This window comes from Myroides pelagicus (genome assembly GCF_009711055.1).
Taxonomy (GTDB): Bacteria; Bacteroidota; Bacteroidia; order Flavobacteriales; family Flavobacteriaceae; genus Flavobacterium; species Flavobacterium pelagicum.
Window position 1 is genome coordinate 53,235 of the sequence record NZ_WMJY01000016.1, and the last position, 24,530, is coordinate 77,764.

Here is a 24,530-nt window from a genome sequence, read left to right on the forward strand (position 1 = left end):
TACCCCTAAAAAAGAAAAAACCGATAATAAATGTTATCGGTTTTCTTAGCGGAGAAAGAGGGATTCGAACCCCCGGACCTGTTACAGTCAACAGTTTTCAAGACTGCCGCAATCGACCACTCTGCCATTTCTCCAGTCGAACGCTCTTGTTCGGTATTGCGAGTGCAAATATAGAGGTTTTCTTTGATTATGCAATAGAAAATAGAAGGAATATAAAAGAATTTTCACAACTATTTTCTAACTGCTTAATCTTTAATTATTTGTTGTAGTACTAATATTTAGTATATCCATCAATTTCTAAACCATATCCAGTCATTCCAACTCTTTTGGCATGTTCTGAATTTGTCATTAAGTTAATCTTACCAATCTTTAGATCGTGTAAAATCTGTGCACCGATACCGAAATCCTTTTGATCCGTTGCTAATTTTGGTGTATCCATAGTCAATGATGCTCCTTGATCTTTGATTAAGGATAAGCGTTTTAGAAGGCTAGTGCTCGATTCTTCTTGATTGATGAATAGAATAGCTCCTTTTTCCTCTTGGTTGATACGATCGAAGGCTGCTTCGATACGTTTGTCAAGTTTACCACTTAGAGCATCAAGGACATCGTTATTACCTAACATAGAGTTGATACGAGTAAGTACTACTTCATCTTCATCCCATGTTCCTTTTGTAAGGGCAATATGTACTTGGTGATTAGTATTTTGTTGGTAAGCTCTTAGTCTGAATTTACCAAAACGCGTATCTATTTCGAAGTCTTCTTTTTTCTCAATTAAGCTATCGTATTTCATGCGGTAAGCCACAAGATTTTCGATAGAGATAATTTTAAGATCCCATTTTTTGGCTACTTCTATTAATTGAGGTAGTCTAGCCATGGTTCCGTCTTCGTTTAGTATTTCCACTAAGATACCTGCGGGTTTTAATCCAGCTAGGCGAGCTAGATCCACAGAAGCCTCTGTGTGCCCTGTTCTTCTAAGTACACCACCTTCTTTAGCGATTAGCGGGAAGATATGTCCTGGGCGTCCTAAATCGTCTGCTGTGGTCTTTTCATTCACTAGCGAAGCTATAGTTTTGGCTCTATCGTGAACAGAGATACCTGTAGTACATCCGTGACCTTTTAGGTCAATAGATACGGTAAATGCTGTTTGGTGAAGCACTGTATTGTTGCTTACCATTGGGTGCAAATCAAGTTCTTTACATCTTGACTCAGTTAGGGGAGCGCAGATTAGTCCTCTACCATGAGTAGCCATGAAGTTAATCATCTCAGGGGTTACCATCTCTGCTGCGGCGATAAAATCACCTTCGTTTTCACGGTCCTCATCATCGACCACTATGATTACTTTTCCTGCACGGATATCTTCAATAGCTTCTTCAATAGTGTTTAATTTGATATGATTGTGTGACATTATAGTTGTTTTTTTGTTGTTTATACATGTTAGTTATCAAGCAGTTATTCTGCTTGTTGTTTTACTTTCTTTGCAAATCGTGTCTTTATTTTTCCTTTGACAAAGTTAAAGCCATCGATAAATGGATCAAAGACAGCCATAAAGTTGACATCTCCATTGTCAGTAGTGGCTTTATAGGTTACAAAGATTGCAAGTGGAGTCAAGGCTAATGCTCCAATCCACGAGCCTAAGATAGCATTCATTCCGTCTTCTTGAGCTACTTTTCTACCAAAGGTATTGATAAAGTGGTAGGTGATAAAGATAGCGACAGAGGCTACCATTGGTAGTCCAATACCTCCTTTTCGGATAATTGCACCTAATGGTGCGCCGATGAAGAACATTAAGAAACACGAGTAAGCGATTACAAACTTTTCGTTTAAAGCCAAGTAGTGACTATTCACTTTCTTCATTTGGTTTAGGATAGAGGCATCATTAGTCTCTGTGTTGAATACTAGATTACTCACATATTCCCCAGCTGTAGTCAGTACGCGGTCTTTTTCTGTTCTGTTGAATTGCCCTAACAAATCTTCAGGGGCAGTCTCTATAAAAGTAAGTTTACTAGCCGTGGCTGTAGAGTCACTCACTTGTTGACTTTTTTCTATATTTTCTTGATCTACTTTGTATAAGTTGTTTACTCTTAACATTAAGTTGTCTGCGTAAGAGATTTTATTGTCTTTCACTTCTTTTTTCAATGAGTCAATTGTGTAGCTCAATTGACTAATATTCAGCATGTGATAGGTATTGGTTACCTTTTCTGTATTCTCTGTTTCGTTTAAAGCGGCAAGATCCATATTTACAGTATACTTGTCGAACTTCACTTTCATAAACGGAACTTTTGCTCTGTCTTTGTAGTTTTTGATTGGCAAGTCTCTATAGTAGTTCCCGTCTAGTAAGTGGAGAGATAGTAGGTTAGAGTTCTCCGAAGAGCTTAGCTCTCCATTTACAGAGCGTATAACTACATCATTAGCACCTGTGTTACCTCCGCGCATATGCATAGTTACATTGTCCAAGTATTGGCCTTTGTCTCCTGTTTTTTTATCTACTTTGATATTTGATGTTCCCAGATCGGTAAATTGCCCTGGAGCAATTGCCATAGCAGGTTTAACAGCGATAATCTCTCGTCTGAGGTTAATGAATTCATACTCAGCAATAGGTATCACGTTGTTTGCAAACCAAAATGACAACAATGCTAACCCTGATATAAATACTGACAAAGGGCGTAGAGCTCTTCCCAGCGATATCCCTGAGGCTTTCATAGCCGCGAACTCATAGTTCTCAGCTAGACTACCAAAAGTCATAATTGAGGCTAATAATACCGATAGCGGAAGTACTAAGGGTACCATCTTAGGGGAGTATAGTAATAAAAACTTGATGACTACAAATACATCTAAGTCTTTTCCTGCTAGCTCAGTGATGAATAGCCACACGGCTTGTAGTATGAATATAAAGTATAAGATAGCAAACACTGTAGCTAGTGTTGTTACAAAACTTTTTAAAATATAGCGATCTATTATTTTCACAGAAAGAAAAACTAATCTATTGTATTAATGTAATAATTCGGGTACTTCGATGCTGTAAAGGTAAAATGATTTTTCGATAAAGTCTGATTCGTTTCAAAAGAATTAACGCTCAATACCATTTTCGAGCCGTCTTTACCTGTTTGTACTTGAGAGAAGATGTTTTTAGTTGCGTCTTCTATTCCTAATAGAATATCTTTAATACCAGAGTTTTTATCCGTAGGTATTAACTTGATATACTGTATTTTTTTTCCTTTTACCGTAGCTGTGATATCCCATTGATATGAAAATCCTTCTTTAAAAAAAGTTAGCATATCTGAAGGTAATATCCCATCAGCTTTGTCTTTGTTTAAATTTGATACGGTCACTTCTTCATCTTCTGTTGATATAGTGTATATTTTTTTACCATCGTATATTTTCTTTATTCCCATAAAGTCCAAGACATAAAGGTCTTTTTGGATGTCGATATGACCTTTTTGACTAATGTCTTGACTAGCTGTGTTGTGAGAAGTATATGTGAAGTCTATAGATACGTTTTTGTAGCTGCTTAACGTTTTGCTGACTTGGTCTAAGTAACTCTTGGCTTTTTGACTAGTTTGTGAGTATCCACTTGAGATGACTAGTATAAAAGCGAATAATATATTAATTATCTTTTTCATTCAGTTGTATTTTTATCGTTTACATGTTTTGTTCTTCTTCTTGGAAGAATTGCTCAAGAGCGATTAAATCTGGAATTAATACTACTCTAGCCTTACTTCCTTCAAACGGGCCAACAATGCCTGCTGCTTCTAGTTGATCGATTAAGCGTCCTGCTCTGTTGTAGCCTAGTTTTAGCTTGCGCTGAAGTAGAGAAGCTGATCCTTGTTGAGCAGTTACTATTACTTCGGCTGCTTGTCTAAATAAGCTATCGCGTTCACTGATGTCAACATCTATAGCGGTGCTTGTTTCTTCTCCTACGTATTCTGGCAATAAATAAGCTTCTGGATAAGCTTTTTGAGCACCGATAAATTCGGTTAATCTTTCTACTTCAGGGGTGTCGACAAAGGCACATTGTACACGTACTAGGTCGTTTCCTTGTGTATATAGCATGTCTCCACGTCCGATTAATTGGTCTGCTCCTTGACCATCTAAGATGGTGCGGGAGTCTATTTTAGAGGTTACTCTAAAAGCTACACGCGCAGGGAAGTTAGCCTTAATAATCCCTGTAATCACGTTTACCGATGGTCGTTGGGTGGCGATGATTAAGTGAATTCCAATGGCACGGGCTAGCTGTGCTAGACGGGCAATTGGTGTCTCAACTTCTTTCCCAGCTGTCATAATTAAATCTGCGAACTCATCAACGACAAGTACAATATAAGGCAAGAAACGGTGTCCTTGCTCTGGGTTTAATTTGCGTTGTTTGAATTTTTCATTGTATTCTTTGATGTTTCTAACCATAGCGTCTTTTAATAAGCTATAGCGATTGTCCATTTCTATACAAAGTGAATTCAGTGTGTTGATTACTTTAGTATTGTCTGTGATGATTGCGTCTTCTGCATCTGGCAATTTAGCTAAATAATGACGTTCTATTTTATTAAATAACGTTAATTCTACCTTTTTCGGATCTACTAACACAAATTTAACTTCTGCCGGGTGCTTTTTGTATAACAAAGAAGTAAGTACGGCATTTAACCCTACGGATTTACCTTGTCCAGTGGCACCAGCCATCAACATGTGTGGCATTTTAGCTAAGTCTACAACAAAGGTTTCGTTGCTAATGGTTTTACCTAGTGCTATAGGTAGTTCCATCTCCGCATTTTGAAACTTAGGTGAGGAAATGACACTTTTCATCGATACGATCGATGGTTTTGTGTTTGGTACTTCTATACCGATGGTTCCTCTACCTGGGATAGGTGCTATGATACGAATACCAAGAGCAGCTAGTGATAGTGCAATATCGTCCTCTAGGTTTTTAATTTTAGAGATTCGAACCCCTGCTTCTGGTACTATTTCATAGAGTGTCACAGTAGGACCTACTGTAGCTTTAATTTGTGCAATGTCAATCTTGTAGTTTTTTAGTGTCTCTACAATATTGTTTTTGTTTATTTCTAGTTCTTCTTGGTCAATTGTAATACTCGAAGTTCCGTAATCTTTTAATAGGTCAATAGAAGGGAATTGGTATTTTGACAATTCTAGGGTAGGGTCAAATTCTCCAAAGTCTTGTACGAGTTTGGCAGCTAAGTTTTCCTCTACCACTTCTTCGTCTTCTGCTGCTTCAATGACAAAGTTATCGTCATTTGGCGTATCGAGAATCATGCTTTCAAATGATTTGTCTTCTTCTTTTTTCTTGTTGATAGGCAACTCAGAACTGTGCTCTATTGTTGGTTTGACCGTTTTAGGGTTCATCGTGAAAGTTGTCGTTTCTGATTTTTCACTTTCAGGTTGTTCCGTGGTTGATTGTTGTGTAGTCTTGTCTGTGAGAGTCTCATCATCGATAAGATTATTCAAAATCAACTCTTCTAAGTTTTCTTGTTGAGATATAGTTTCTTGTTTAGGGGTATCTACTGTAACTTTCTTCGTTTCAGTTTTTAGATCAGCGATTTCTTGTTTACTTTTTTCTAGCGTGTTGTTTACCGAGTCTTTGACACTATCCAGTGTGTTTTTAATCTTTTCTGGCGAAGGCTTAAAGCGAAAGATAACAAAGGCAATGGCAAAGAATAGAATTAATAAAATTGTTCCGATGGTACCTAGGTAATCCACTAGGTATTGATTAATCTCAAAACCAACAGCTCCACCTAATATGAGGTTTGAAGAAGCGAAGAATCCCAAAGAAATAGAAACGATAATCATGGCACATAAGTCCCAAAAGATAACGTTCTTTACGCGGGTAGCACTAATGCCAAACAAACCGTAAGTTGCCGTTTGTATAAGTATCTTACACAAGAAAAAAGCAGCAACACCAAACCCACTAAAGATTAGTGTGTGTCCAAAATAAGCGCCTACTTTACCTGTTTGGTTTGCTACAGTTGCTGTACGGTCGCTCATTGCTCCTAGGCTACTTTGGTCTTCAATTCCAGTAAACAGGTAAGAGACTAGACTGACTGTTAGGGCAATACCAGTAAATAGTAAAATAATCAGAAATAAAAACTTTATATTGAATAAAGAGTTGCCTTTTGTTTTGTCTTTGTTAGCTGATTTAGAGGTCGTATTTTTTTTTGTTTTATTGTCTTGTTTCATTGCAATTTTTAGCTTTACAATATGGCTTATTGTAGAGGTGTTCTATAATACAAAAACTGCTATTAATTATACAGGTTAATTCGTGTACAATTAATAACAGTATATTTTGTAATTCTGTTATTTTAACGCAGCTAATGCTTTGTCGTAATTTGGTTCTTCTGTAGTCTCTGCTACTTGTTCTGTATAGATTACTTTAGCATCTTGATCTAGAACTACGATAGAGCGTGATAGCAATCCTTTTAGTGGGCCATCTTCAAATAATACGCCGTAGTCTTTTCCGAATTGTCCTTCTCTAAAGTCAGATAGCATTGCTACATTGTTTAATCCCTCTGCACCACAGAATCTTTCTTGTGCGAATGGTAAGTCTCTTGAAATACACAATACTACAGTGTTTTCTAATGAAGAAGCTGTTTGGTTAAAGTGTCTCACAGAGGCAGCACACACTCCTGTATCTACACTTGGAAAGATGTTTAAGATTATCTTTTTACCTTGATAATCTGCTAATGTCTTATCTGCTAATCCAGCGCCAACTAAGTTGAATGCAGGTGCAGTTGTATTTAAAGCTGGAAGCTCTCCGATAGTGTGAACTTCGTGCCCTTTTAAAGTTACTTTTGCCATATTGTTATATTATTTATACTCTACAAAAATATATAAAAATTACCAATATAAACTTGTTTTATATGGGAGAAATCATCGCAATAAAGAAGTTTCTCTATTCTGTAATTGTCCATTAGTATATAGAAACAAAAAAAGCTCAATGCAATCGCATTGAGCTTTTTTTATTGGTATTGACAAACTATTTGTCTATTGATCCTAGTACTCGTTTCATAAAACCGTTAAGGGCTTCTTTTTGTGTTGCACCTTCTTTGATTAGTTTTTGAACCTCTAGTGCACCATACATATTAGAGATTAGTTCACCGATCACATCTAGCTCTTCATCTTTTAATGAAGGTACTTCAGTAAGGTTTTCTAACACCTCAATGGTTTCAATAAGGTAGTCTTGGTCATTCTCCTCAATAAATTGAGTCAAATGTTTTATAACTGGTAATTTCATACGGATTGTTGTTTTTAGAAATTATACAATTTCGTTTACTAATTCGTTTAAAACTTCCGCTTTATTTGTTTGTGTTTGGTTTACTAATTTACCATTCACAAAAGTAGCAAATGTTGGTAGATTACTTACGTCAGCTAATTGTCTTGACTCTGGGAATTTCTCTGCATCTGCAATTACAAATGTCATAGCTTCCTGTTGGTTAGCCAATTTTTTAAACTTTGGTTTCATAATTCTACAGTTACCACACCATGTAGCAGCGTATTGTACCACTACTTTATCATTTGAATTTACAATTTCTTGTAAATTGTCTTTATCTAATTCTAAAAGCATTTTTTATTAATTTATTAGGTTATACAAGCAATGATTTACACTTATTAGTGCTTGCTTAAATAATCAGCTACACCGCTTCTATCAGCGTTCATTGCGTCTTTTCCTTCTTCCCAGTTAGCTGGACATACTTCACCATGCGTTTGTACGTGTGTGTAAGCGTCGATTAATCGTAAGTATTCGTTTACGTTTCTTCCTAATGGCATGTCGTTAACTGATTCGTGGAAGATTTTTCCTGTTTCGTCTACTAAGTATGTAGCTCTATAAGTTACATTTGATCCTTCGATTTGTACAGCATCAAACTCTTCGTTATATACTTCTTCTTGTACGTCTAGGATTCCTAATACTGAAGATAAGTTTCTTTGTGTATCCGCTAAGATAGGGTAAGTTACTCCTTCGATTCCTCCGTTATCTTTTGCTGTGTTTAACCAAGCAAAGTGTACTTCGTTTGTATCACATGAAGCTCCAATTACCATTGTGTTTCTTTTTTCGAACTCACCTAGTGCTGCTTGGAAAGCGTGTAATTCTGTTGGACATACGAATGTGAAGTCTTTTGGATACCAGAATAATAATACTTTCTTGTTGTTTTTTGTTGCTTCTTCGAAGATGTTGATTCTTAAATCATCTCCCATTTCAGACATTGCATCAACTGTGATATTTGGAAATTTTTTACCTACTAAAGACATAATAATTATTTTTAAAGTTAATATTGATTTCTTTGTTATCTGTGTACAAATGTAGTGTAGTTTATCGGCTATGTACTATGTTTTGTATTGCAATTATTTATTTTAGTATAAGATAAATTTATGCTTCACTAATAATACAATAGATTAATCATATACTCTACTAGAATTTAAATATAGAAAGAAAATACGAGCTTGCAAAATGTATTTCTGTTATATAATTGCTAATTGTTTTTTGTTTTTTAGCAATAAAAAGCTTTAGTATAACCAAGACATTAGGAGTAAATAGGAGTAATATAGGTTAATTGACGTATAAATAGAGTAGCTCAAATTGTGAATGTTAACTTATAACTAAGTTATTTTTAAGTATTTACAAATGTGTGGGGTTTGTTTTTAAAGTCAATCCTTTCACTATTGTTTCATTAATCTCTTAGTTTATTGCGTAAAATTGCTTTTTTATGAAAGAAGAGTCGAACCAGTTTCGAACCAGAATAGTACGAGACTTTTTTATTGTACTTATTCATTGTAGATAAAAAAAGGTTTTATCTATTCAAGGAGAGATAAAAAAGCCACCTATTGTACAATAGATGGCTAGTATATGTTTAAGCTTGGGCTTGATGATTGTCTTTGTTGGTTAAGCGGCGTATTTTGATATTTAGTGCTGCATAGAGTAAGGTGACAAATGGACTAAGGTAGTTAAAGAACGCATAAGGTAAATAACTCAAGGTAGGTATTCCCAATACACCAGCGTGATAAGCACCACAGGTATTCCATGGGATTAGTACAGAAGTTACTGTTCCAGAGTCTTCCAGTGTTCGACTTAAGTTCTCAGGGGCTAATCCTTTAATCTTATAGGCATCTGAAAACATTTTGCCTGGTACAACTATAGATAAATATTGATCTGAAGTCATAATGTTTATTGCTAGACAGCTCGCTACGGTACTGGCGAATAGTCCAAATACATTACTAGCAATACTCAATAGGGCTGTAGAGATTTTTTGTAAGGCTCCGATAGCTTCCATAGTTCCTCCAAAAAGCATAGCGCATAAAATCAGCCATACTGTGTCAAGCATACTTGCCATGCCACCTGCTTCAAATAGAGCGTTAAGGCTCTCCAGTGGTGATAGTATGCGAACATCTGTCGTTATCGCTAGCATCATACCCTTATAAGCGTTGTAAAAATTAAAGGTGTCTCCACCCGAAACGGCTACGACGATATCTGGTTGGAAGATAAGTGCAAAAATAGCACCTAGCAGTACTCCGATAAGCAGTGCTGCTATAGATTGTACTTTGCGTACAATTAGGAATATAACGACTGCTGGTACGATGAATACCCAAGGGGTGATATAAAAGGTGTTAGCTATAGCGGCTAAGGTTTCTTCTGTGTCTATATTTCCTGAATGACCATAAATCACTCCTAAGATGATGAATAAGATAAGGGTAACTACATAAGTAGGTACTGTTGTGAACAACATATAGCGAATATGGATAAACAAATCAGTTCCAGCCATCACTGGAGCTAAGTTTGTGGTATCGGATAGGGGTGATAGTTTGTCTCCAAAATAAGCACCTGATATAATAGCTCCTCCTACAATACCTAAAGGCATATCTAAGGCGTTTCCAATGCCGACTAAGGCTATACCTGCGGTAGCAGAGGTTGTCCAAGAGCTTCCTGTGGCGATAGAGATGATCGAAGTGATAATCACGCAGGCAGGTAAGAAAATTGCAGGGTGTAATATATTTAGTCCGTAGTATATCATGCTAGGGATAATACCGCTAATTAGCCAAGTACCTGATAGGGCGCCAACTAGTAAAAGGATAAAAATAGCATTGCTAGTATCTTTGATATTAGTGGTCACCTGTGAAAGGATCTTTTCATAGCTCACTCGATTGTAAATGCCTATGATCGTAGCAATAGCTCCACCGATAATCAAAATAAATTGATTGGTACCTGACAAGGCATCATCCCGGAATACAAATACATTGATAGCTAATAACCCTACGAGTAGTACTACGGGAATTAGCGATTGAAACAAGGTGATTGGTCTTTCCGTTTTGGCTTGTTTGTGTTCCATTTATTTTGAATTAAAATTTGATATTTTATGCGAAATTAAACAATATTACTTTTAAATAAGTGATTCATATTAATAAATATGAGTAAATAATTGGGTTTGTTTTGGTGTAGAAAAAAAGCGATAGTCAGATGAACTATCGCTTTATGTGGTGTGTATTATTCTATAGTTTGGTAATTGTGATTGAATAAGGAGCTGCACCGTAGGCTTTGGCTAATCCTATCGTATTGACGTCCGATCCAGCCCCATCTCCGCTTGTAAGGGTAGTTCTTCTGAATCCTAAAGAAAGTTTGTCACCAGCGTTAAGTTTAGTAGTAATTGTTGGTAAGGTTATAATGTTGAACTGACTACTATGTAGTATGCTTTGCAGTATAGGTCTGTTTCCGGTAAGTACTTTTGTAGTCCCGTTCAGAGTTAACTTGACGAAGACAAATATATTTGCATAATAAGGCTTTAAGATTACCATATCACCAATTACATTTGAGGTTCTAGAAGGGAGGGAGCTAGAGTGATGTAAATTAATATAACCAGTTATTTGATAGGTTCCTGTTTCTGCAATAACTAAACTATAATTATTATCAACGCTTAGGTCTAGGTTGTTGGGCGTGATATCAATTTCGGCGAAAGGTATTCTAATATCTTCACTTGCATTATTAAAAATAGTTGCATTTTCTTAATTGTTAGGTACAATTGAAATATTCGATGCTGTAATTACGGAAGTTGCTGCAGTAGGAGTAGTAGGCGGGAAAGTCACTACTACTTTGTCTTGTGTGATGTACAGTGGTTTGATGGTGTCCTCTGGTGTAGGATTTTCGGTATCTCGAATCGTAACTTTTCCATTGACATCTAAGGTAGTCTTGGGTAATACGGTGTTTATACCTACTGCTTCTTGTGCAAAACTCAGTTGCTGGATTGCAAAAAATACAATCAATAATAAGGTGAGACTTTTCATAACATTAACTTTTATTGGTTAAAAACACTACTTATTGTTATTTTTTGCATAATAATTTTAATAATTATCTCGATATGTCATTAATTGTTTTTATTTTTATTATTAAATTGTATTAAAAAATATCAATTAAGTAGTTCGTTTGTGTTAGTTTAATTAGGTTAATAGTAATGATTCTGTGTTTTATTCAATATTTGTGTATTGGTTTAATGTATTAAATTACTTGGTAAAAAATTAGTTATTCGTGTTTTGTGTGTTTTTTTATTAATTAGTTAGGTTTTTTGTAACAATGGTCATTTTTATTGCTATATTTACTCAATGCGTATTCAGAAATGAATAAGTGTATTAACATTGTATTGTATTCCTATTTATAGGATTGTTTTAAATTATTGCTGTTGGATGTGATTAGCGCATCAATAAGAACTACTTGTTACATAAATAAGTAGTTTTTTTTAGGTATTAATTCTACCTTTGATCTTCGAAAACTAATCTTAAATAGTATGATTGTAAGAAACAAAAAGCATATACTACAAATGCTTTTTACTTGGAAAGGGTCTGTTTTAAAGAAGATTTACCCCACCTTAATAGTCATTTTCGTATTCTCTTGGCTGGTTTACTTTGCACGTTATATGTTTCCGGAAGTTATCATTCCTCTGAATATAGGAGCTTTTACATTGGTGGGTATTTCTTTAGCGATCTTTTTAGGCTTTTGTAACAATGCGGCATATGACCGTTTTTGGGAGGGTCGTAAGCAATGGGGGAGCCTTGTGATTCATACGCGTTCACTAGCTTTTCAGATTCAAAACTATATTGCGGAGTCTGCCTCGTTTACTAAAGAGGACAAAAAAGAGGCGATTCGTTTGATAATAGCTTTTTGTTATTCGTTGAATTTACAGCTTCGAGGTAAAGATAATTATTCAATTTTAGAGCAATATTTAACACCTGAGGTTTATCAAGCGGTATTGACTAAGCGATTTAAGCCTGCTTATTTGCTTCATATACTCACAGGGTGGATAGCCAAACAACAACGCGAGGGGCGTATGGATACAATTACTCAAGCGCGTATTGATCAGAATTTAGATCAATTGTCTATTGTGTTAGGTGCTTGTGAGCGAATTGTACATACCAAGATTCCATTTGTTTACTTTGTGATTCTTCATCGTACGGTTTATATCTATTGTTTTATACTGCCATTTGGGTTGATTGATGCAATTGTATGGGCGATGCCGTTTTTTGTAACCTTTGTCGCTTACACTTTTATTGTGTTAGATGCTGTTGTAGATGAGATATCAGAGCCTTTTGGTATGGAAGAGAACGATTTAGCACTGGATCAAATGTGTGCGAATATAGAATACTCACTTAGTGAAATATCTGAAATGCCATTGCCAATAATATTGATGCCAAATAATGATTATGTTGTAACCTAACAATTTTAAAGGTTTAATGAATAAAAAAGGGTTGATCTGTCTATGACAGTTCAACCCTTTTTTCGTAAAGTAAATATAATGATGAAAAAGAAAAATTCTTATTTATTTGGCGAAGCGCTTACTCGCTGCCACGCATAGTATTACACCAAAGGTGATGTATAACATTTCTGGGCTTATTGTCTCGTTTAATACAGTAGCTGCTAAGATCATTCCAAATAAAGGTTGTAGTAGTTGAATTTGCCCTACTGTAGCAATACCTCCTTGTGCTAACCCTTTGTACCAGAAGATATACGCTAAAAACATACTTACTACTGAGATGTAAAATAGTCCAAACCATGCCTCTGTAGTGATAAACTCAATGTTTGTAGGAAAGGTGTATAACATAATTGGAATGGTTAGGGGTAGTGAGATTACACATGCCCATGAAATTACTTGATAGCCGCCTAGTGTTTTAGAAAGTTTTGCGCCCTCTGCATAACTTTGTCCACATAAGATAATCGCTAAGATCATTAGGATATCACCTACAGGATTTGCACTCACGCCCTGAGAGAAAGCAAATCCAATGACAAGTGCACTACCAATTAGCGAAAATAACCAAAATATTGGTTTCGGCTTTTCTTTACCGATGAATACAGCAAATACTGCAGTAGACAATGGTAACATTCCCATGAATACTAAGGAGTGCGCTGATGTGATGTGCTGTAATGCCATCGCTGTAAGTAGTGGGAATCCAATGACTCCTCCAATAGCTACCTTGATTAGTGGCCATACTTGTTCCTTTGTCGGCAGTTTTTCTCTAAAAGCGACAATACACAATAGGGATAAAGCTGCTGCAATAACAGCTCTGGCTGCTGTAGCGAAAATAGGGTCTAGCCCTGAAACTGCCATTTTCGTTGCGGGCATTGACCCAGCGAATAACAGTACCCCAATAAAACCGTTTAACCATCCACTAGATGATTTCTCTTTTGCATTTACAATGCTTGCTTGTTCCATTCTCTTTTTTTATTTGGTACAAAATTAAGGTTGATAATAGTAATAGAACAGTATCAGTTTTGTATATTTGTATGGACACAGTTTGATTGCCTTATGAGTAAAACCTATTTATACAGTGAAATTGCTGAGAATTTAGCAGAGCAGATTAGAAATGGAAGCCTTCAAGAGGGGGATAAATTGCCTTCAGTGCGTATGTTGTGTGCTGAATATGAGGTTAGTATGAATACAGCTAAACGCGTTTTTTTAGAACTTGAGGCACAGTCTCTGATTTATTCTAAGCCGCAGAGTGGGTATTTTGTCAGTAGCCTCAGTTACAAAGATTTACCTTTGCCAGAGGAGAGTAATCCTATTTTGTTAGCTAACCAATGTGCTCCCAATGATATTCTCCAAAAGGTATATGCTAATATTGGAAGGGAAGATATTTTATTGCTTTCTTATACAGTAGCTTATGGGGATATGCTACCTATTGCTCAGCTTAAAAAGGAAATTGTTCAAGCAACTAGAGCGCTTCCTACAGGTGGTGTGCAATATGAACGAGTAGAGGGAAATGTAAACCTAAGGCGTATGGTGGCCATGCGTTCACTATCATGGGGTGCTCATCTCAAAGAAGATGATATCATTACAACTAATGGAGGAATGAATGCTGTGTCCTTGTGTTTGATTGCACTCAGTAAACCAGGGGACACAGTTGCTATTGAGAGCCCGTGTTATCCAGGTATTTTACAATTAGCTTTAGGCCTTGGTCTTAAGGTGTTTGAATTACCGACAAACCCCAATACAGGTGTGAAAGTAGAGGCGCTCAGAGAGGTGGCTTCTAAAATAGATATCTGTATCCTAATATCTAATTATAATACGCCTGTTGGAAGTTGTATGCCTGATGAGAACAAAAAAGAGATCGTTGAGTTATTAGCTAAACACGATATTCCTTTAATTGAAGACGATGTTTATGGTGATTTGTGCTTTAGTGGACATCGTCCGAATTGCTGTAAGACTTATGATACTACAGGTAATGTGCTTTGGTGTAGTTCAATTTCTAAAACCTTAGCTCCGGGTTTTCGCGTGGGTTGGGTAGCTCCAGGGAAGTATAAAGACAAGGTGCTCAAGAAAAAACTAGTTCATTCGATTTCTTCTTCTGCCTTAGAGCAGGAGGCTGTGGCTAACTTTATGAAATCTGGGAAATATGATAAGCACTTGAGACAGTTGCGCAAGCGTTTGTATCAGAATTATCAGAATTATGCCAATGTGGTTAAGCAGAGTTTTCCAAAGAATATTAAAATCTGTCAACCTCAAGGGGGGCTGTCGCTTTGGATTGAATTTGGAGAAGAGATTGATACTATAGCACTTTATGATGCTGCTATTAAACGTGGGATTAGTATTGCTCCTGGGCGTATGTTTACTCTACAAGATCAATATAATAATTCGATGCGCTTATGTTTTGGACTTTCCTGGAGTAGTAATTTAGAGAGTAAGCTAAAACAAATAGGAATATTGGCTAAACAATTGGAAAAGCTCAATAGCTAATTTCTTATAGGTGTTAGTGTACAGGACGATGAAAGGGGGAGGAGATAGTCCTCGGCAACTATAATTTGGAATAACTTTTAGAATTTATATTGTTAATTGTACTAATAGAATCTAATTGTAATTGTTTTTCGACTCGAAATACCTAAAGTTATTTATAAGATAATGTACTTTACTCAAAAAAACGTGCAACATAAATAATAATAGTATAGTGATAATTACTTAATCTGTACTTTTGAAATGAAAAAGAAATAAAAAGCGATAGTGGCCGACTATAAATTGTTAAAAGTATAAGACTTTTAAAGTAGCTATTCGATGAAATAAGTGTTTTTCGATTATTCTAATTTGGCGATCTTAGAGATGAATTAGACTGCTAAACACTTATTTTCAGTAACACAATATTAGATAACTATAAAAAATCATTGCTATGAAAAAGGAAAAAATATATGAAAAGATATATGATTTAGCTCAGAAGCTAGTTGAAAGCGATAGTATTTATACACGTGGAGATTTGGCTTATGATTTAGCAATAGAAGGGGTGACTGGAGATTCTGTAGTAGTGAATGAGTTAGTATGGGAGGCATATCTAAAATACAATAAAGATGAAGCTATTCGCGTAGCGTTTAAGACTAATGACGAAAGTAAATATATTGTTGATGAATATCAACTGTATAATGCGTTAACTACAGGTAATGCCGAAGAAGTGATAACGGGTCTAGAAAAGTTATTGGATCAAGTAGCTAATCAGTATTTGAAAGTTATAGATAAGCAAGGACAACGGGAAGCTTATCTTTCAGCTAATGGTGTAGTGATTGATGTAAATCGTATAACGGGAAGTCGTGGTACGTTATCAGTGAAGCAGCAGGCACAGACGATCTACGATAACTATGCTAAAATGATGGGGGGCTATGAAGAATTGCGCTATGGAATTAAGGATGCGATCAGTCAGTATGTGATGCTTCGCGATGATGTGGTTTCTCTGTATCGCGATTATGCATTAGGCTTAGTTGATATTTTTGGCGATTCGATAAAGGTAGTTGCACCTACTTTATTTGATTTTGATAAAATCGAATATCTCAATACCCAAGGAATGCTTGAAGTTATTCGTACCGAATATGAGAAGTTAGCCACTTCCTGTGGGGTGTTAATGAAGGAAATTGACGATAGCTTTAAACAATCGTTAAATAGAGCTTCTAGTCACTTGAGTAAAGCTAAGGGGAATAAAGCGATGATTTTATTGGCAGTCGTAGATATGGCGGGCCACTATATTGAATCGTCAAATAAAACGTCTAAGTTAAAAAGTGAGTTAGTTGACCTAAAGAGTAAGGCTAGTCACGATGTAGCCGTGGTCAATGTTGATATGAAGCGTTTAATGCTTATTCATCGTACACTAAATGAGCTATTCATTCCTAAAGCTCATATATTTTATCGTTATGCAAGACAGGTGATGAGTGATGAACTCAAAGCTTTATTGGGCGCTATATATAATACAGAAGAATTGCGCTTGATGAAAGCATCACGTGATTTGATTCTCGACGAGTTTAACTTCTTGACGCGTAAGATGGAAGACGCTCAACTGAATATTGTTAATTGCAAAGAGACTATCGGTTCAAATGAGTCTTTTATTGAAGATGCAAGAGATGAGTATGAATTGGCGGTAGCGTTGAAGCCTGTCAAACCAATGCTGATGTTTTTAGGTGTAGGGCGCAAGTCGTATAGTAGGGAATTAATGGATTGGCAGACTAATTGTCAACCAGTTATTCGAGGGTACAGAGAAGCTCAGACTAACTTAAAATTAGATCAAGATGAGTTAGTACACAACCAACAGGTGCTTGAGAAAGATAAGTTGCGCTATGAGGAGCTAAAGACGAAGCTCAGACAGAGTAATCATCAAATTCGCCAAGCCTTATCTGTTAGCCCTGAGGTTAAGAGAAAGATTGCAAGCAATTTAGATTCTTATGTCAAATTGCTATATGTGGCTAAAGAGATTGCATCTTCTAAACTAGATGGACATTTAGTGCGTAAGGAAGTGATTAGCAAATTGGATAATATTGAATTGGCTAGCGATGTTCAGGGGCGTTTAACTCAGTTTATGACTGAATTAAAAGCTGAATTACACACCAGTGCTGACGATGCAATGTTAGATATGATGGATGTAAATGGAGATTTAACAGCTAATAAGTTAGCGGATAAGCGTTATATTCAAGATAAGTATAAGCAAGTAGATGCAGTTGCTATGGCTAATGCTCAAAACAAAGTGATTACAGGCGGAATTGACTTAGTTGAATCTTGGATTGTATTACAGGCAAAAAAGGAGTGGAGTGCTCTTGAAAAAGCACATTTTGACGATCAATTGGCGCAAAAACAAAAGGCTTTTCAGGAACAAATGAAGGATATTGATGATAAGTCAGCAGTATTAAGATCAGTAATGACTCAAATCAATACAGCTGAGTATCCTGCACAAGTAAAAGCGGGCTTGATGATGTTAGCAGACGTTAGTGGTATTGCATTTACAGCTCAAGATATAGATGATTTGTTGTCAGGAGATAAGACATTAGAAATATAGGGTAGATCGGATATGGAAAGTAATAGAAGAAAGCAGGCGAAGATTGATATAGGTCTAGATGATAGTAAAGAATTAAAAGATATCGCTAAGGCAACTCAAGTAGAAATCAAAAGACAGAAAGAAAAAGCGGATGAAAAGTTGCGCATAGAGCAATCTAGGTCTTATCAGATGCTAAAGGGGATAGCCAAAACAATGGATCGCTATTTTTTAGATCCAATTATTGGTTTTATTCCTGGTGGGATAGGAGATGCGATAAGTTCGGTGGTATCGATGCCGTTTTTGTATGTGAGTTTGTTTAAAGTTAAGTCAATACCACTTACCTTAGCTGTGTTGTTTAATATCATGACAGACGTCTTTATTGGTTTGATTCCTTTTTGGATAGGTAATATCCTTGATGTTTTTAATCGTAGTTATTTGAGAAATATGAAGTTGATTGTCGGCTTTGTCGAAGATGATAAAGAGATCATTAAGAAAGTAAATAAACAAGCTGTTTATTCTTTTCTTGGGATTTTACTATTTTCAGTGTTAATCTATTATATGATTAAGTTAGCTGCAATGATTATTAATTGGTTCTTAGGACTTTTTTCATAAAGTAAATATTGCTATGTAATTGAATTGAACAAGAATGGCTTATCTATTTGGTAAGCCATTTTTCGTATCTGTAAAGTTTCATTGGTATATGGTAGTCTTGAGAAAGAGGAAATAAAAAAGCGCTTTGGAAGTCCAAAGCGCTTTTTGTTACTGTGTCATTTGTTTTTGCTCATGTTTTCGTATAACCAACCTGTATGCAAATAAGGTAATTATAGGGACTATAATCCAAAACAAGTCAATCGTTAAGATATCAAAATACTGGTTCTTGTAATTGTTCCAGAGCCAGTCTCCTGTACATATACCATTGACAATAGGAATACAGAATCCTATAATACTTCCCAAAAGCAGACAGTCTCTATTAGTCTTATAGATATTCTTTCTGACAAGCAGTAATACGGTGGCAATGAGCCAGGTCCAAAAATAGAAAGAATAGATAAAACTTTGTCCTTTATCAGGGAATATTTTTACGGCTATAAAGCTAAGTGCTGTTACGGGATACATAGACAGGCATATAGCCATATAGGTATTGGCCAGCCAAAAGTTAAACTTGCGTTTGTGTTCTGGTACGTTTTTTTTGTCCCTGGCAACGAGCCAGATTAAAACACCTGAAATAATGACAATACATCCAGCTACTCCTACTAGGAAATAAACAATTCGAGTCAAGTATCCACCAAAGGCACCGAAGTGTAGCTCGTACAGAATATTCGAAAATGAATAACTATAACCAGGATTGGCAAACGGATCAGCTATTTGGGTAACCTTATTGGTTGCTACGTGGTATTTCAGTTCTCCTTTACTATTGAATTGCTTAGCTGCTGGTGCTTTTCCATTGACAGTCACCACCATGCTTTGATCGCCGTAATTGTCAATACTTATACCGGTTATTTCTGCATCTTTCCAGCGTTCTTCGGTTTGTGTGAGGTAGTTGTTGATATCAATCGAATGATCTAGTGGCTTGTTTTCAAAGATAACTTCTTTGACAGGACCTTTTCTAAAGTTTACATCTTCTTGTAGTTTTTTTACATCACCTTGATATCCAAGTGCCGCCACGCTACTCATCATTACGTAGTAATGGAGTAAGAAATACGACCCTGTGATAGCAAAGATCAATTGAAAAGGAAAAGAGATTACTCCTAATGCAGTGTGTAAGTCAGTCCAGATGGTTTTGATTTTTTCCCAAGGTCTGAAGATGTAAAAATTTGAAACTATCTTTTTCCAGTGCACTAGTATCCCTGTTAGTAGAGCAAATAAGAAGAGGAAAGAAACTAATCCTGCTATGAAATATCCGACAGGTATAGGGCCTACTTTACCTAAAGCGTTTACTTGAGCAAAGAAGTGTAGTCGATATAGAAATTCACCTAGACCGTAGTTTTCTTGATAGGATTTTATTTGATTAGTTTCCGGGTTGAGGTAACCAAAGTTACGCTGTTTTGCTTTTGGGTTTAAAGTGTCTTTTGACGGGGTGACTGACAGGCGTACGGTTCTGGTTTTATCAGAAACTCGGAAAGAGATATTTCGTCCATAAAGACCATAGTTACTATCTAAAGAATCTATGATTTGATTGTAATTGATTGTTTGTGCAGTATAGTCCTTTTTCGGAGTATTTTGTTGCCAACTGTCAATCTCATTTTTAAAGAAAGAGAATGAACCTGCAAAGAAAAAGATGTATAGGATAACGGTAATGATAATCCCGCTTATTGTATGCAGATGAAAGTATCGGTTGTAATTCTTGACATTCATGATTGAATAGTTGCGCTATGTAGTGTTGTAAATGATTAGGCGATAGGGCTGTTTAGTAGGTAGGGAATATAGCATAAAATGCTTAGAGCTAAGTAAATTCCCCATGCTTTGAGGCCATTGTCGAATAGAAAGGCAATGATAAATAACGCTGCCCATAATAGGTAGCCGGTGGCAAACATAGTGGTAAAAACTTCTTCAGGTGAGAAGTAATACATAAATAATAGATGGAAGGTTACAGTGAGTAGTAGTCCTCCAAAAAAGCCAGCGGTAATCTTTAAAAAGCGTTGTATTGCTGAGGATTCTAAGTGTTTTTTATTTGCAGGCATAGCTGATATTTAGAGTAAAATAACTTCAAAGAATAGACAACCTCCTATTAACGCACCTATATGTGACAGACGAATCGATAGGGTAGGGTAAAGTGATAAAATAGCTGATCCAATAAACATAAGATAAACCAGGAAGGTAAAGATACCGATGGCTACTCCATCCACAATTATTTCTAAAATTAGACTAATGGTCAATAATAGTAATGCTATGGCTACAGAAGGCTTTTTGTGGGATCTAATCCACTGAGTAAACACGCATGATTTGTTGAATTTTACTTTTTGTGAAGTATTGTATAATACAAAAAATCCTAACGCGGTAAGTGTACAGATAATAGTATACATATTATTTAGATTAATTAAAAACAAAGGTATGCAAAATATTTATCCTACCATAAACAAAAAGAATAAAAAGTTTAAATGTATATCTATTAGGTTTAGTTGGGTGGTCTTGTTTCTATTGATCTTACAAAATAAGGTGTGATTACTTTTTTAAACAATATGTAGTATTGTTCGTAATTTTCGAGAATTTGCTGTTTCTTCTTACTATATCACTATTCTGTTATTAAACGGAGGTATTGAATTTTTAAACATAGGTAGCTTGTTTTAACTCATGGTGATGTCAAAACAATGGTTTTTGTTGCCAAGCTAGTGCTATACGTGCAGTATTCCTGCAGTATACTACCCCAGAAGTGGCTTCTTGGCAAGGAAAGTGCACTTATACTGCAGTCATAGGTCAAGAAAGCACGGGTAATTGAAATAGGTGAGATGATTATTAATGACGACAGCTAAGTTTTTTAAACTATAATTGAAAAAATAGGTAACTTAAACAATATTTGGTAGTGTGTTATATGGCTTTTATTTGCGATTGCTAAGATTAATTAATTTCTAAATGTATGTCCAATTGATTTAATTAAGTAGACTAAACTAATGTTTTTTCCACAAAGTGATGTATGACTTCTTTTGTGAATATTGAATATTAGTTGCTTGTTTTTTGTAAGACTATTGCTTTTCCTACTGAAACTTTAATATGGTACTAAATGAAACGATATAAAAGTCTAAAATGAAGGAAAGTGGTTTGTTTTTAGTAGCTCATATTCTGGATAGGGTTGTCAAGAAAAAATACCGTGACTAGTATGTTAAAAAAAACAGAAATAAGTATTGTTTTTTTTGTATTGTAAATTATATTTGCCTAAGTTTTATTTAATAATCAATGAATGAATTTGAAGTAAATCCATTTTATGAGTTAATAATAAATGATTTAATGAATCATAAATACTCAGTTGTAGATGCTTTCTTTACTGCCAAAGAAATAGAGCTTTTACGCGCTAATTTAAAGCTAAAGAGAGAGTTGTCTAATTTTAAGCAAGCAGCTATAGGAAATAATGATAGTGAGCAGATTATAGAAGAAATACGTGGAGATTCTATACTGTGGCTAGATGAGGATCAGCCTGATGAAGTGGAAAAAATGTATTTCGAGAAGATGAATAACTTCATTGCTTATGTCAATCAAACTTGTTATTTAGGATTGCAGGGAGGGGAATTTCACTACGCGTGTTATCCTCCAGGTACTTTTTACAAGAGACATTTGGATACTTTTCACACTGATACCAGACGTACCTTATCCATGGTACTGTACCTCAATGATGAGGATTGGAATCCAAGTTGGGGAGGTGAATTAGCAATCTATTTAAAAGATGAGCATGGTGTAGAGTATCAAAAGAATATACACGCCCTTCCAGGACGTATGATTATCTTTAATAGTAAAGCCTTAGAGCATGAAGTAAAAATGGTTAATCACGTGCGTTATAGCATTACGGGGTGGTTAAAGACTAGGTAAAATAAGAATAAAAATAATAAGGAAGGTTGAGCGCAGTGTGACTCAGCCTTTTTTGTTTTTGATAGTGTCGGTATTGTTTTGTTATCTATACTCGGTATTAGTATCGTTGTGCGTATTATTTTAGGATTTATTGTTGATTGTATAAGGTGTTGGTTTAACTTTGTAAGATTAAAGGATGTAGTTTATCGTTTGCAATATTTTTAAACTATACGATGATTAACTCCTTTATTGTATGTAGGTATTGATAACGATTCATTATAGATATGTTTGACTTTCGATTAAAAGTATTTTATACAGTAGCTAAAAAGAATAGCTTTACTAAAGCAGCAAAGGAATTAATGATTTCTCAACCTGCTGTGACTAAACATATACAAGAAATAGAATCGCATTATAAAACGAAATTATTTGATCGCAATGGTGTGAAGATTTCTTTGACCGAGTCTGGAGAGCTTCTGTGTCGTTATGCAGAGGAGGTTTTTTCCATTTATCGCAATTTAGCTTTTGACATTCATGCGCTCAACGCCAAGATGGATGGCAATCTCTGTCTAGGGGCGAGTACGACAATTTCCCAATATGTGTTGCCTCCCTTATTAGCTGAGTTTCGCGAAAAAGTTGGAGATATACACATTGATGTAATATCAGACAATACTTATGGTATAGAAAAAGCTTTGCTTAGCAGTCAGATTGATGTAGCGATGGTGGAGGGCAATAGTAAGCATCCGCAGATAAAATACACAGACTTTATCAAAGATGAAATCGTATTAGTGTGTAAGGCGACTAATCCGTTAGCCAAGCAGGGGAGTATACCTCCAGAGGAACTCAAGCAACTTAGCTTTTTGCTTAGAGAGAGTGGTTCTGGTACTCTAGATGTGATCGAAAGTAGTTTGAATAAGGTGGGGATATCTATTAATGACCTCAAAAGTGATATGAGTTTTTCCAGTACAGAAAGTATCAAGATGTATTTAATGCACTCTTCTAGTTTTGCTTTCTTGTCTATACACGCTATTTTAAAGGAGCTTAAATACAATGAGTTGGTTGTAGTGGATATAGAAGGCCTAGAGATCAATCGCTGTTTCAGTATTATCCAAAGACAAGGACAAGAGAGTGCACTGGTTGAATTGTTTATCCGTTTTGCACAATCGTATAATTTAAAGTTATAGAGTATAACAATTATGTATTTACACAATTGATTTTACTGAAGGATATTTGTATCAGTAAAAACTAGATGTAAATGACAATAAAAACTTCAAGTCCGTTAACCCTTGCCAAAGTGGTTTTAATAGGATTGGCACTTTTGTGCTTTCTTCCATTTGTATCTTCAGCGACAGCATTGATTATAGGAATTATATATGCGCAGTTATTTGAAAATCCTTATGCAAAACAAACCAAAAAAACGACTGGGCTTCTACTGAAGGTAGCTGTTGTAGGTTTGGGTTTTGGTATGAATATTTACAGCGCTATTGCGGCTGGTAAAGACGGTTTTGTACTGACGATATTTTCTATTGCATTGACTTTAATCCTTGGATTTGTATTGGGGAAAGCTTTGAAAATAGACAAGAAAATATCCTATTTAATATCTTCTGGTACAGCGATTTGTGGAGGAAGTGCTATAGCAGCAGTATCTCCTGTGATTAAAGCCGATGAGAAACAGATATCAGTAGCTTTAGGCATTGTGTTTATTTTAAACTCTTTGGCCTTGATTATCTTCCCGCCAATTGGTCATGCACTTGGTCTGAGTCAAGTAGATTTTGGATTGTGGTCTGCTATAGCGATACACGATACCAGCTCGGTAGTAGGCGCTGCGGCTAAGTATGGTGATCAAGCACTTGAAGTGGCAACGACCGTTAAGTTGGCTCGCGCATTATGGGTTATTCCAGTAGCTTTTTTATCCACTGTCTTATTCAAGAACAAGGGAACAAAGGTGAAGCTTCCTTACTTCATTGGCTTGTTTGTTTTGGCAATGTTGGCCAACTCTTATATTCCAGGTATTGAGTTAATTAGTCCTTATATTGTTGAATTGTCTAAGAAAGCATTGACCCTTACTTTGTTTTTAATCGGTACTTCTCTTTCCTATCGAACAGTGAAGTCTGTAGGAGTCAGACCGCTACTTGAAGGGGTAGGGTTGTGGGTATTTATCTCAATTAGCTCTTTGTTGTATATTTTGTATGTGAATTAATAGAAACAAAACAATTAGAAATCCCTTTAACATCTATGTTAAAGGGATTGTTTATTGTGCTTAGATTCAACAAATAAATGCAACAGCATTTAAA

General features: G+C 35.7%; 22 protein-coding genes and 1 tRNA gene. 7 read left to right on the forward strand and 16 right to left on the reverse strand.

Features of this window, described 5'->3' with window-relative positions:
• Positions 1-49: 49 nt before the first annotated feature.
• The 12 genes from GJV77_RS08455 to GJV77_RS08510 all read right to left on the reverse strand — a co-directional run bounded on the left by GJV77_RS08455 (position 50) and on the right by GJV77_RS08510 (position 11,265).
• A tRNA-Ser gene (locus GJV77_RS08455) sits at positions 50-134 on the reverse strand.
• Positions 135-271: 137 nt separating this feature from the next.
• Complete coding sequence (gene ribB / locus GJV77_RS08460) at positions 272-1,405, reverse strand: 3,4-dihydroxy-2-butanone-4-phosphate synthase (RefSeq protein WP_155035935.1); 1,134 nt, start codon at positions 1,403-1,405, stop codon at positions 272-274.
• 44 nt (positions 1,406-1,449) lie between these two features.
• Complete coding sequence (locus GJV77_RS08465; RefSeq protein ID WP_162521596.1) at positions 1,450-2,964, reverse strand: LptF/LptG family permease; 1,515 nt, start codon at positions 2,962-2,964, stop codon at positions 1,450-1,452.
• Positions 2,965-2,975: 11 nt separating this feature from the next.
• A complete protein-coding gene (locus tag GJV77_RS08470; protein ID WP_155035936.1) occupies positions 2,976-3,620 on the reverse strand; it encodes a LolA family protein in 645 nt (214 codons plus the stop codon).
• Positions 3,621-3,639: 19 nt separating this feature from the next.
• Complete coding sequence (locus tag GJV77_RS08475; RefSeq protein WP_155035937.1) at positions 3,640-6,177, reverse strand: FtsK/SpoIIIE family DNA translocase; 2,538 nt, start codon at positions 6,175-6,177, stop codon at positions 3,640-3,642.
• A gap of 117 nt (positions 6,178-6,294) precedes the next feature.
• On the reverse strand, positions 6,295-6,795 hold the full coding sequence (gene tpx, locus GJV77_RS08480; RefSeq protein WP_155035938.1) for a thiol peroxidase: 501 nt from the start codon (positions 6,793-6,795) through the stop codon (positions 6,295-6,297).
• A gap of 178 nt (positions 6,796-6,973) precedes the next feature.
• On the reverse strand, positions 6,974-7,231 hold the full coding sequence (locus GJV77_RS08485; protein WP_155035939.1) for a DUF6952 family protein: 258 nt from the start codon (positions 7,229-7,231) through the stop codon (positions 6,974-6,976).
• A 21-nt stretch (positions 7,232-7,252) separates the two neighbouring features.
• Positions 7,253-7,561 (reverse strand): thioredoxin family protein, encoded by a 309-nt coding sequence (locus GJV77_RS08490; RefSeq protein ID WP_155035940.1) that lies wholly within the window; start codon positions 7,559-7,561, stop codon positions 7,253-7,255.
• 44 nt (positions 7,562-7,605) lie between these two features.
• Positions 7,606-8,244: a peroxiredoxin gene (locus GJV77_RS08495; protein ID WP_155035941.1), complete on the reverse strand. Its 639-nt coding sequence runs from the start codon at positions 8,242-8,244 to the stop codon at positions 7,606-7,608.
• 599 nt (positions 8,245-8,843) lie between these two features.
• Positions 8,844-10,316: a Na+/H+ antiporter NhaC gene (gene nhaC / locus GJV77_RS08500; protein ID WP_155035942.1), complete on the reverse strand. Its 1,473-nt coding sequence runs from the start codon at positions 10,314-10,316 to the stop codon at positions 8,844-8,846.
• A 160-nt stretch (positions 10,317-10,476) separates the two neighbouring features.
• Positions 10,477-10,779, reverse strand: a complete 303-nt coding sequence (locus tag GJV77_RS08505) for a hypothetical protein (protein WP_155035943.1) — start codon at positions 10,777-10,779, stop codon at positions 10,477-10,479.
• Between the two features lie 207 nt (positions 10,780-10,986).
• Entirely contained in the window at positions 10,987-11,265 is a 279-nt protein-coding gene (locus GJV77_RS08510; RefSeq protein WP_155035944.1) for a hypothetical protein, read from the reverse strand.
• Positions 11,266-11,762: 497 nt separating this feature from the next.
• On the opposite strand from GJV77_RS08510, the gene GJV77_RS08515 reads away from it, so the two are divergent.
• The gene (locus GJV77_RS08515; protein WP_155035945.1) at positions 11,763-12,689 is read left to right on the forward strand and encodes a bestrophin family protein; all 927 of its coding nucleotides are present in this window, start codon (positions 11,763-11,765) and stop codon (positions 12,687-12,689) included.
• Between the two features lie 102 nt (positions 12,690-12,791).
• On the opposite strand, the gene GJV77_RS08520 is transcribed toward GJV77_RS08515, so the two are convergent.
• A complete protein-coding gene (locus GJV77_RS08520; protein WP_155035946.1) occupies positions 12,792-13,682 on the reverse strand; it encodes a DMT family transporter in 891 nt (296 codons plus the stop codon).
• 93 nt (positions 13,683-13,775) lie between these two features.
• Between GJV77_RS08520 and GJV77_RS08525 the strand changes: the two genes are divergently transcribed.
• The 3 genes from GJV77_RS08525 (at position 13,776) to GJV77_RS08535 (ending at position 18,357) form a co-directional block, all read left to right on the forward strand.
• On the forward strand, positions 13,776-15,203 hold the full coding sequence (locus GJV77_RS08525; RefSeq protein ID WP_155035947.1) for an aminotransferase-like domain-containing protein: 1,428 nt from the start codon (positions 13,776-13,778) through the stop codon (positions 15,201-15,203).
• Between the two features lie 424 nt (positions 15,204-15,627).
• A complete protein-coding gene (locus GJV77_RS08530) occupies positions 15,628-17,766 on the forward strand; it encodes a hypothetical protein (protein WP_155035948.1) in 2,139 nt (712 codons plus the stop codon).
• A gap of 12 nt (positions 17,767-17,778) precedes the next feature.
• Positions 17,779-18,357: a DUF4112 domain-containing protein gene (locus GJV77_RS08535; RefSeq protein ID WP_155035949.1), complete on the forward strand. Its 579-nt coding sequence runs from the start codon at positions 17,779-17,781 to the stop codon at positions 18,355-18,357.
• Positions 18,358-18,504: 147 nt separating this feature from the next.
• Here the strand turns inward: GJV77_RS08535 and GJV77_RS08540 are convergent, their stop codons facing one another.
• The 3 genes from GJV77_RS08540 to GJV77_RS08550 are packed head-to-tail and all read right to left on the reverse strand — an operon-like array spanning position 18,505 to position 20,765.
• The gene (locus GJV77_RS08540) at positions 18,505-20,097 is read right to left on the reverse strand and encodes a PepSY-associated TM helix domain-containing protein (protein WP_155035950.1); all 1,593 of its coding nucleotides are present in this window, start codon (positions 20,095-20,097) and stop codon (positions 18,505-18,507) included.
• 35 nt (positions 20,098-20,132) lie between these two features.
• The gene (locus GJV77_RS08545) at positions 20,133-20,423 is read right to left on the reverse strand and encodes a hypothetical protein (protein WP_155035951.1); all 291 of its coding nucleotides are present in this window, start codon (positions 20,421-20,423) and stop codon (positions 20,133-20,135) included.
• 9 nt (positions 20,424-20,432) lie between these two features.
• Positions 20,433-20,765: a hypothetical protein gene (locus tag GJV77_RS08550; protein ID WP_240142843.1), complete on the reverse strand. Its 333-nt coding sequence runs from the start codon at positions 20,763-20,765 to the stop codon at positions 20,433-20,435.
• An 868-nt stretch (positions 20,766-21,633) separates the two neighbouring features.
• Between GJV77_RS08550 and GJV77_RS08555 the strand changes: the two genes are divergently transcribed.
• From GJV77_RS08555 to GJV77_RS08565, 3 genes are all read left to right on the forward strand, one after another.
• On the forward strand, positions 21,634-22,260 hold the full coding sequence (locus GJV77_RS08555) for a 2OG-Fe(II) oxygenase (protein WP_155035953.1): 627 nt from the start codon (positions 21,634-21,636) through the stop codon (positions 22,258-22,260).
• A gap of 263 nt (positions 22,261-22,523) precedes the next feature.
• Positions 22,524-23,420 carry a LysR family transcriptional regulator gene (locus GJV77_RS08560; RefSeq protein WP_155035954.1) on the forward strand — a complete coding sequence of 299 codons (897 nt, stop codon included), beginning with the start codon at positions 22,524-22,526 and terminating at the stop codon, positions 23,418-23,420.
• Between the two features lie 71 nt (positions 23,421-23,491).
• Complete coding sequence (locus GJV77_RS08565; protein WP_155035955.1) at positions 23,492-24,436, forward strand: YeiH family protein; 945 nt, start codon at positions 23,492-23,494, stop codon at positions 24,434-24,436.
• Positions 24,437-24,530 lie beyond the last annotated feature (94 nt).